Raw genomic sequence first — 8,560 nt, forward strand, 5'->3', positions numbered from 1 at the left:
GCGATCAAGGTCGACCCGGACCTCTACCAGCACATCGACCCCGAACTGGTCGGCAACACCATGCGGATGCTCGTCTCCGACATGGCCGGACGCGCCTCCGTCGAACTCAAGGCCCAGGAGCTCGGCGTCGACCTCGGCGGCGACCGCGAACTGGTCGGCCGCATCGTCGAGCGGGTCAAGCAACGCGAACGGCAGGGGTACGCCTACGAGGCGGCCGACGCCTCCTTCGAACTGCTGCTGCGCGCGGAGGCCGGCGGTGAGCCGACCCCGTACTTCCGGATCGAGTCCTGGCGGGTGATCGCCGAGGATCTGCAGGACGGCACCCACGCCAACGGGGCCACCGTCAAGCTGTGGGTCGGCGGACGCCGGGTGATCGCCACCGCCGAGGGCAACGGCCCGGTCAACGCCCTCGACAACGCGCTGCGGGAGGCTCTGGAGCGCTTCTATCCGGAACTCGCCGCCTTCGAACTGGTCGACTACCGCGTGCGGATCCTGCAGGGGGCGCACGGTACCGGCTCCCCCGCCCGGGTCCTGGTCACCGTCACCGACGACAGCGCCCGCTGGTCCACGGTGGGTGTCGGGGACAACGTCGTCGCCGCGTCCTGGCAGGCCCTGCAGGACGCCATCACCTACGGCTTGCTGCGGTTGGGAGTGCACCCGGCCGACGGCGACCGATGCTCCCGTCCCTTCCTTCCCCTCCCGGGAACGGCACTGGTCACAGCATCCTGACGCCCGCCGAGGAAGCGCAGCGACGGGCGGCGTCGGCGAGCACCCGAGCGGTGCGGGCCAGTTCGCCGGCCACGTCACCGGGGGCGGCGGCGCCCGGGGGACGGTGCAGCAGCACGCTGTGCCGGGCGCGCAGCACCGTCCCCCGGGCACCCGGCAGCACGCTCCACTCCCCGGTGTGCCCGGCCGCGCCGGGCACACCTGCGGTGGACGTCTGCCGGTGCACCAGGCGCCCGGCATACGGGAAGCACAACCGCGCCGAGCGGACGGTGCGGCCGTGCGGGGTGCGCAGGGTCAGCAGCTGGGCCCCGGGCACCGGCTCCTCGACCTCGGCCGCCCGCACCACCTCACCGGCCCGGCCGGGCCAGTCCTCGGCCCGGTGGAGAAAGTCCAGGGCCACCTCCGGCGGACCCTGCAGCGGCGTCTCCTGCGTGAAGCGGGACACGGTCAGTTCACCGCGCTCGCGTTCCTCGGCGCGCCGGCGCACCGCACACAGCAGCCGGGCCACCACCGTGGCCGGCACCGGCCCGAGCCGGTGCCGCACCCTCAGCACGCACCGTCCGTCCCCGTCGGGTGTCACCGTCCACTCCCCCTCGCCGCCTCCGCCGTCGGCCGTCGTGCAGGCGAAGTGGATGCGCTGCCGCCCCGGGTCGTACCGGCGCCGCGACACCCAGCAGGCGAACTGCCCGTCGCGCACGGCCCAGATCCGCGTCCGTGTGCCCGAAGCGGCGCACGGAGGCAGCGGCTCGGCGTGCACCACGTACGGCAGCAGCAAGGGCCACTCGGTCACCTCGGCGAGGATTCCGTACACGGTGGCGGCCGATGCGGCGACCGGCGTGCGCTCCTCGGCATGCCGCTCACGCACACGATCCCGGTCTCGCTCCAGCACCGTCATCGTCCCACTCCTCACATCCCGGCAGCCGGTCGCCGCCCATGGTGGGCGGGCGGGCTCGAGGCGGATTCGAAGGCCGCTCAAGACGATGCGGTCACGGTGGACCACACGCAGCGACCGGAGCTGCGCCGAGCCGAGAGGTGAGCCGTATGCCGATGACTGCCGCGACAACGACACCCCGCCCCGCCGCGGAGGTGGCCGCTCGCATCCGCTTCTCCGGCCTGTATGCGCAAGCCGAACGCTTCTACACCCGTCAGCTCGACTTGACCCGGGCCGCCGATACAGCCGGTCTGGCCGCCACCTTCGCCCCCGGCAGCACTCCGGCCGGGCCGGATCCCAGCCCCGGAAGCCGGTACTGGATAGGCAAGTTGGAGGTCCACCCGGATGAGGAGGCGACCCTGCGTACCCGCTGCAGCATCCTCTCCCGCGCTGCCGCAGCGGGGCCCGGGAGCCTGCGGGTCATGGTGGTGGAGGACGTCCTCACCCGCTTCGGCGACGACTGGCTGGTCACGGACCGCCGCGTTCTGCGCGACACCCCCCTGTGACACGGCCGGTAGGGGCCACCGCGGCCGTACACCGGGACCGTTCCGTCACGCCACCTCAGGCCGCGTACAGGCCGAAGGCCGTGCCGCGCCGGAACGGCGCGGGGTCGTCCAGGACCGGATCGTCGGTGAGGACCGCGTGCTGAAGGCGGCTCAGCTGCGGAGAGGGCTCCACGCCGAGGTCGGCGACCAGACGGGTGCGCAGGCGCTGGTAGACCTCAAGCGCGGCGGCCCGCCGGCCCGACCGGTACAGAGCGACCATGGTCTGCGCGTGCAGGCCCTCGTGGCGAGGGTGACGTGTGGTCAGCGCGGTCAGCTCGCCGAGCAGTACGCCGTGCCGGCCGAGCCGCAGTTCGGCGTCGATCCGCCGTTCCACCGCGACCAGCCGGCTCTCCCGAAGGCGCAACGCCTCGGCGGCGAGCACCGGTCCGAGCGGTACGTCGGCCAGCGGCTCGCCCTGCCACAGGTCCAGGGCCTGCCGCAGCAGGGTGGCGCAGCGCTCGTCGTCGCCCTTCCCGGCGGCGTCCTGACCGGCCGCCAGCAGAGTCTCGTAACGGGCGGCGTCGATCCGGTCGGCGGGCAGTTGCAGCAGGTAGCCGCCGTGACGGGTGGCGATGACCTCCTTGACGGCACCGGGCAGGCCGGGGCCCATGGCGGTGCCCAGGTTGCGACGCAGAGTGAGGACATAGGTCTGCAGGGTGGTCATGGCGCTGCGCGGCGGCGCCTGGTCCCACAGCTCCTCGATCAGGGTGGCCACCGGCACGATGTGCCCGTGCTCGAGCGCGAGCAGGGCGAGTATCTGCCGCGGTTTGCCGGCGGTGGGCACGATCGACACTCCGTCGACCTCGGCGGCCAGTGACCCCAGAAGCCGGATGTCCATGACGTCCTCCCGTTCGTACGGCGCGTACGGTGCGTACGGCTCGTGCTGTGCGTGCGACGGCGTCCTCCGCGGCATCCCGGCAGATCCGCGGGCCCGGGTTCCCCGGGTGCGCGACGGTGCGCCGTCCGGTGCGTACGGCCGGGTTCCGGTCCGGTCCGCCTCCGGTACGCCGGGCACGCTAGCGGCGTACGCGACCTCCCGGTCCTGCGGTCAGGCGCCCCTTGAGCGAGGCTGGACGGAGTGTCGTGCGGCGCGCGGCCCCTGGAGGCGGTGTGCAGCACCGCTGGAGGCGAACTCGCAGGCCAGGTCCGCGGGAGACCGAAGCGGCTAGCGTCCCGTCGGAGAACCGGAGCCACGGCCGGGGTCCGCGTGTGCGGCACGCCTCGCCACTCGAATCGCGGAGAAGACCATGCACCTGCGCTTGTTCGTGTTCCACCACGCCGGCGGTTCACATCTGATGTACCGCGACTGGCCGGCCCTCTTCCCGGCGGACTGGCAGGTCCGCATCCCCGATGCCCCCGGCCGGGGCATGCTCACCCGGGCCGAGCCGATCGAGGACGCCACCGCGCTGGCCCGCCATTTCCTGCAGGAGCTGGACGGCGAACTCACCGGACGCTTCGCCTTCTTCGGGCACAGCTTGGGCAGTACCACCGCCTATGAGCTGACCCGTCTGCTGCTCGCCGAGGGCCGCACACCGCCGGTCTGGCTCGGCCTGTCCGGGCGTGCCGCGCCCCGCCCTGACGGGACCGGGCGGACCTTCCGGCATCTGCTGCCCGACGCGGAGCTGCGTCGTCACATCGCAGGGCTGGGCGGCACCCCGTCCGCGGTGCTCGACGAGCCGGAGCTGTGGGAGCTTCTCGCGCCCGCGATCCGCAGTGATCTGAAGTTGTCGGAGACCTGGAATCCGGTGTGGCCACCCACGCCGCTGCCCGTCCCGCTCTCCCTCTTCGGCGGGCGCGACGACGATGCCTCGCCCCCCTGGACTCTGGCCCCCTGGTCCGAGGCGTCCGAACACTTCCTCGGCCTGCATCTCTTCGACGGCGGCCATTTCTACTTCCTGGACGACCCTGCGCCGCTGGCCGCCCTGATCACCCGGGAGGCGGTCCGAGCGGGGCACATGGGGTCCGCTTCCGGTGCCGGAGCACCGGCGCAGTGAGTCCCGGCGGGCCGGGCTCCTCCCGTACACGTGGGGCGCACGGATGCCGGGTGCGGTCAGCCGACGCGGGCCAGCCGATCGGCCGTGGCGGAGAACTCCGCCGGCACCGGGTCGAGGGCGGCCTCCGGCCCCGTCATCAAGATGGAGCGCTGCAGGCGCCGCAACCCCGCCGAGGGCTCCAGGCCCAGATCGCGTACGAGCGACTGGCGCAGCCGTTGGTAGACGCCGAGCGCCTCGCCCCTGCGGCCCGAGCGGTGCAGGGCGAGCATCAGCTGGCCGTGCAGGTTCTCGTGGGTGCGGTAACGGCCCGCCAGGACGGTGAGCTCGCCGAGGAGTTCCCGGTGCCGGCCCAGCCTGAGGTCGGCCTCGATGCGCTGGTAGAGGGCGCACAGCCGGGATTCGTCCAGGCGCCGGATCTCCATCTCCAACTGCGGCCCGGCCGTCATCCCGGCCAGGGCAGGGCCGTTCCACAGGGCGAGGGCCTCGGTCAGCCGACGGCTGGCACCGGCGAAGTCCTCCGCGTCCAGTGCCCGATAGCCCATGCCCGCGAGCCGGTCGAATTCCCGCACGTCGTTGCCGCCCGGTGAGGTCCGCAGCAGATAGCCGCCGGGGGTGGTGACCAGGACGTCCTTGGCGGTGCGGGACACGTCTCCGGCAGGAGCGTGCCGCAGGGCGGCGGTGAGCAGCTCACGCAGTTGGAGGATGTACGTCTGCAGGGTGGTGCGGAAGCTGCGCGGCGGCCGGTCCCCCCACAGTTCTTCGGTCAGCACCTCCACCGGCACCACCTGGTCGGCACGGAGCGCGAGCAGCGCGAGTACCTGACGGGGCTTCGGCGCGGACGGAGTCACCGGTATCCCGTGCTCCCTGACGGCCAATGTGCCCAGAACTTCGATGTCCACGCCGTATCCCCTGTTCGTGTCTTCACACTGCGGTCATGAGCCACCGGGCTCGGGACGAGTCGAGTAAAAAACAGGCACAGCGGTTTGTCAATATAAAACCGTCTAGACTGTTTCTTTGCCAGTCGGCAGCGCCGTCCACCCGTTAACAGGCAGTGATCAAGTCCAGCCGGATCGGACACCGGTGGGCACTGTGACACTTCCGGCCCCCCGGGCGCTGACGGGTTGACACATGTCAGTTCTCGGGAGGGGATGCACTCAACTGGGAAGACCCGCAACCGCCCCGCCGTGCGCCCGGGAACGGGAGGTAGCGGTGCCCGCGGGGGCGCGCGGGAGATGAAGCCCGGTAGCCCCGAGGACTAGAAACCGGCATGCTGGTTTGATAATGATGGTATGTAGTGACCCGCTCACGAGGAGCCACAGCCATGAAGCAAGAACGTGCCGTACGCACCCGCCAGGCACTCATCCATGCCGCCGCCGAGGCGTTCGAGCGCAACGGGTACGTCCAGTCCAAGCTCGCGGACATCAGCTCCAGCGCGGGCGTGAGCGCCGGCGCGCTCCACTTCCACTTCGCCAACAAGGCGGCGGTGGCTGCGACCGTTGAGGCGACCGCGGCGGTCAGCCTGCGCCGGGCGGCACAAAGGGCCCAGCGCCCCGGTATGAACGCCCTCCAGCGGCTGACCGCCACCACCTACGCCCTGGCCGAGCTGATCCGCACGGACGTGGTGGTCCGCGCCGGCTTCCGGCTGAGCCGCGACTCACCACACGGGAGCGGGCTGGATCTGGTCCGGGAATGGGAGATCTGCGTCCAGCAGCTCCTCGCCGAGGCCGGCCGGGAGCGGCTGCTCGCCCACGGAGTGGCGCAGCAGGAGATGGCCGACGTCATCGTAGGCGCCACTACCGGTTTCGAGGCTCTCGGGCGTCGTCAGCCGAAGTGGCTGCAGCCCGGCACACTCCATCGATTCTGGCGGCTCCTGCTGCCGCGGCTGACAACGGCTGAGACGCTTGCGGCCCTGCTGCGGGCCGACTCCGTCACCGGCATCGGGAGCCGGGAAGGAGGCGACCGGGCAGCTTTCGGCACCGCCGTGCCCCCGCCCTCCGTGGCCCTCGCGCACTGAACGCCCTTCGAGAGCCGCTCTCCGTCCGCGACAAGCCCCTGTCCGGTCCGGCGGTCAGCCTCGGGTGTCAGGAGCGGCCCGTCAGGAGCGGCCCGTGAGAGGCGGAGGGTCCCATTCCACTAGATGTCGGAACATCCCACTCCGAATCCCGTCACTTCACGGACCGCTCAAAGCTGTGAAAGAAACCGGCGGGTCTGTATATTCGTCGACGACAGCCTGGCCTCGTCGTCCACGTTCGTCATGACCTTGGGGGTTTCGTCATGTCCGTGCACACCACCGTCCTCGTTGCCCCGCCACGGGCGCTCGCGTCCGCAACCGCCCAGCGGCAGCCCCGGCCCGAGCCTGCGCGGGCAGCGCAGGACCCGGCGCCGCAGGTGCCATCGCTCACCACGACGGTCCCCCGGCAGTTCGTGCACCGGGCCGCGCTCGCCGAGGTCCTGCTGAGCGACTGGTCGCGACGGGACGGGGGCGGTTTCAGCGTGACCGCGCAGTGGCCCCGTCGGCACTGCTTCTTCGCGCTCCCCGAGGACACTCACTACGACCCCCTGCTGATCGCTGAGACGATCCGTCAGGCCGGTACCCTCCTCGCCCATGCAGAACTGGGTGTTCCGCTCGGGCATCAGTTCCTGATGAGCGAACTGTCTGTTTCCGTCCTCCCGGACCAGCTCGGCATCCCAGCGACCCCCGACACAGTGACCCTCGCGGTGACGCACGACGCCGTCCAGGAACGACGCGGCCAGCACGTCGGGGGAAGATACCGAGTGATCATCAGCATCGGCGGCCGCACCGTGGCCACCGGTGGTGCCGCATACACCTGCATCTCCCCGCGGGCCTACAGCCGGCTGCGTGCCTCGGCCGGCGCCGAGGCTGCGCCGCTGACCTCCCCGGTACCCCCTCAGCACGTGGGTCGCCTCTCACCCAGGGACGTGGTTCTCTCCCCCACCGGCCGCGAGGACGAGTGGACGCTGCGCGTCGACACCCGGCACCCGGTCCTCTTCGACCATCCCGTGGATCATGTACCGGGCATGCTGCTCGCCGAAGCCGCCCGCCAGGCGGCCACCCACGCTCTCGGCCAGGGCGCTGTGCTGCTGTCCCTGACCGCGCGCTACGGACGCTACGTCGAACTGGACGCCCCCTGCCGGATCACCGCCCGTGTCACCGGCTCGTCTTCGGCACAGTCCACCGTTCTCGTCACCGCCGTGCAGCAGGGCGCCGAAGCGTTCCAGGCCACCGTCACCGCCCGGCCCCACCCCTGCTGACGCTGACGTGACGTGGTCCGCTCCCGGCTCCGGGCGGCCCGTCGTCGGCCTCGCTGCCACCGCTTCGAACTGCTTCCTCCCGCTTACCCCTGTCCGGACCTCTCCGAGCAGAGTAAGATACGTACTCGGCGGTTTCTTTGTGTGGGCCTCCATCGAGTTCATCAAGCAAAAGGAGGCAAGGCTGTGCCGAAACAAGACCGTGCGATCCGGACCCGTCGGACGATCCTTCTCGCGGCCGCCAAGGTATTCGAGGAACACGGGTACCAGGCGACCACCATCACCGAAATCCTGAAGACTGCCGGCGTGACCAAGGGCGCGCTCTACTTCCACTTCCAGTCCAAGGACGATGTCGCCCAGGGCGTCCTCCACGGGCAGGACCAGCAGCTGGCCGTCCCTGAGCGCTCCTGCAAGACGCAGGAAGTCGTGGATACCGTGGCATTGCAGGCTTACCGGATGCAGACCGATCCCATGGTGCGCGCCGGGGCCCGGCTGGCCCTCGATCAGCAGGCGATAGATCTGGACCGGCGCGGGCCTTTCCTGCGGTGGAGCGAGGTGATCGGCGACCTGCTGGAGCAGGGCAAGGAACGCGGTGAGCTGCTTTCGCACGTGGTCCCCGCACAGACCGCCGAGTTCCTGGTGGCCGCCTTCGGTGGGGTGCAGTCCATGTCGCAGGTCGTCAGCAACTATCAGGACCTCGATCAGCGGATCTCGGTGATGTTGCGTCACGTCCTGCCCAGCGTGGTGCTTCCCTCGGTCCTCGCAGCGGTGGATCTCTCAGCCGCACGAGGAGCCGCGGTCTTCGCCGAGGTGGGCGGTGTTCCCCCGGAGGAGCAGGAGGACGCCGCCCCGGAACAGGTGCCGTCCACCGTGACGGCGTGATCCCGCGTCCGCCTCGGTCACGCCGGCTTACTGATCGTTTCAGAATGAGTTTGGCTCACAGGCTTGGCAGTTGGGCTGGTGGGCGGCAGAGTTCTGCGGGTGTCGGATGATCTTGTACCTGATGACCTGTGGGATCGTGTCGCTCCGCTGCTCCCGCCTCGCCCACCGCGGCGTCGGCGGTATCCAGGCCGACTGCCGGCGGATGACCGTGC

9 protein-coding genes and 1 pseudogene are annotated in these 8,560 nt (G+C 70.9%); 7 read left to right on the forward strand and 3 right to left on the reverse strand.

Going from position 1 to position 8,560, the window contains the following annotated elements; translation table 11 throughout:
- A partial coding sequence (locus tag ACIRDU_RS38460; protein WP_403588857.1) for an alpha-isopropylmalate synthase regulatory domain-containing protein occupies positions 1-729 on the forward strand: 729 nt, incomplete at its 5' end.
- On the opposite strand, the gene ACIRDU_RS38465 is transcribed toward ACIRDU_RS38460, so the two are convergent.
- Positions 716-1,621 (reverse strand): SRPBCC family protein, encoded by a 906-nt coding sequence (locus ACIRDU_RS38465; RefSeq protein ID WP_403588859.1) that lies wholly within the window; start codon positions 1,619-1,621, stop codon positions 716-718. The genes ACIRDU_RS38460 and ACIRDU_RS38465 overlap by 14 nt on opposite strands.
- 152 nt (positions 1,622-1,773) lie before the next feature.
- Here ACIRDU_RS38465 and ACIRDU_RS38470 point away from each other — a divergent pair, with 152 nt between their 5' ends.
- Positions 1,774-2,163 carry a hypothetical protein gene (locus ACIRDU_RS38470; RefSeq protein ID WP_403588861.1) on the forward strand — a complete coding sequence of 130 codons (390 nt, stop codon included), beginning with the start codon at positions 1,774-1,776 and terminating at the stop codon, positions 2,161-2,163.
- A 55-nt stretch (positions 2,164-2,218) separates the two neighbouring features.
- Here the strand turns inward: ACIRDU_RS38470 and ACIRDU_RS38475 are convergent, their stop codons facing one another.
- Complete coding sequence (locus ACIRDU_RS38475; RefSeq protein WP_403588863.1) at positions 2,219-3,040, reverse strand: BTAD domain-containing putative transcriptional regulator; 822 nt, start codon at positions 3,038-3,040, stop codon at positions 2,219-2,221.
- A 409-nt stretch (positions 3,041-3,449) separates the two neighbouring features.
- On the opposite strand from ACIRDU_RS38475, the gene ACIRDU_RS38480 reads away from it, so the two are divergent.
- Positions 3,450-4,196, forward strand: a complete 747-nt coding sequence (locus ACIRDU_RS38480; RefSeq protein WP_403588865.1) for a thioesterase II family protein — start codon at positions 3,450-3,452, stop codon at positions 4,194-4,196.
- Positions 4,197-4,252: 56 nt separating this feature from the next.
- On the opposite strand, the gene ACIRDU_RS38485 is transcribed toward ACIRDU_RS38480, so the two are convergent.
- Positions 4,253-5,095 carry a BTAD domain-containing putative transcriptional regulator gene (locus ACIRDU_RS38485; protein ID WP_403588867.1) on the reverse strand — a complete coding sequence of 281 codons (843 nt, stop codon included), beginning with the start codon at positions 5,093-5,095 and terminating at the stop codon, positions 4,253-4,255.
- A 422-nt stretch (positions 5,096-5,517) separates the two neighbouring features.
- On the opposite strand from ACIRDU_RS38485, the gene ACIRDU_RS38490 reads away from it, so the two are divergent.
- From ACIRDU_RS38490 to ACIRDU_RS38505, 4 genes and pseudogenes are all read left to right on the forward strand, one after another.
- Positions 5,518-6,210 carry a ScbR family autoregulator-binding transcription factor gene (locus ACIRDU_RS38490; RefSeq protein WP_403588869.1) on the forward strand — a complete coding sequence of 231 codons (693 nt, stop codon included), beginning with the start codon at positions 5,518-5,520 and terminating at the stop codon, positions 6,208-6,210.
- Positions 6,211-6,470: 260 nt separating this feature from the next.
- Positions 6,471-7,469 carry a ScbA/BarX family gamma-butyrolactone biosynthesis protein gene (locus ACIRDU_RS38495; RefSeq protein WP_403588871.1) on the forward strand — a complete coding sequence of 333 codons (999 nt, stop codon included), beginning with the start codon at positions 6,471-6,473 and terminating at the stop codon, positions 7,467-7,469.
- Between the two features lie 183 nt (positions 7,470-7,652).
- A complete protein-coding gene (locus tag ACIRDU_RS38500; protein ID WP_403588873.1) occupies positions 7,653-8,348 on the forward strand; it encodes a ScbR family autoregulator-binding transcription factor in 696 nt (231 codons plus the stop codon).
- A gap of 99 nt (positions 8,349-8,447) precedes the next feature.
- Positions 8,448-8,560: pseudogene (locus ACIRDU_RS38505) on the forward strand (IS5/IS1182 family transposase); the annotation flags it as partial.

The sequence above is a fragment of the Streptomyces sp. NPDC093598 genome, assembly GCF_044764825.1.
GTDB lineage: Bacteria > Actinomycetota > Actinomycetes > Streptomycetales > Streptomycetaceae > Streptomyces.

What these genes read in the sequence shown, in the direction of transcription:
- ACIRDU_RS38465 (WP_403588859.1), bottom strand. Translation starts at nt 1,621, where the DNA reads ATGACGGTGCTGGAGCGAGACCGGGATCGTGTGCGTGAGCGGCATGCC.
- ACIRDU_RS38470 (WP_403588861.1), top strand. Translation starts at nt 1,774, where the DNA reads ATGACTGCCGCGACAACGACACCCCGCCCCGCCGCGGAGGTGGCCGCT.
- ACIRDU_RS38475 (WP_403588863.1), bottom strand. Translation starts at nt 3,040, where the DNA reads ATGGACATCCGGCTTCTGGGGTCACTGGCCGCCGAGGTCGACGGAGTG.
- ACIRDU_RS38480 (WP_403588865.1), top strand. Translation starts at nt 3,450, where the DNA reads ATGCACCTGCGCTTGTTCGTGTTCCACCACGCCGGCGGTTCACATCTG.
- ACIRDU_RS38490 (WP_403588869.1), top strand. Translation starts at nt 5,518, where the DNA reads ATGAAGCAAGAACGTGCCGTACGCACCCGCCAGGCACTCATCCATGCC.
- ACIRDU_RS38495 (WP_403588871.1), top strand. Translation starts at nt 6,471, where the DNA reads ATGTCCGTGCACACCACCGTCCTCGTTGCCCCGCCACGGGCGCTCGCG.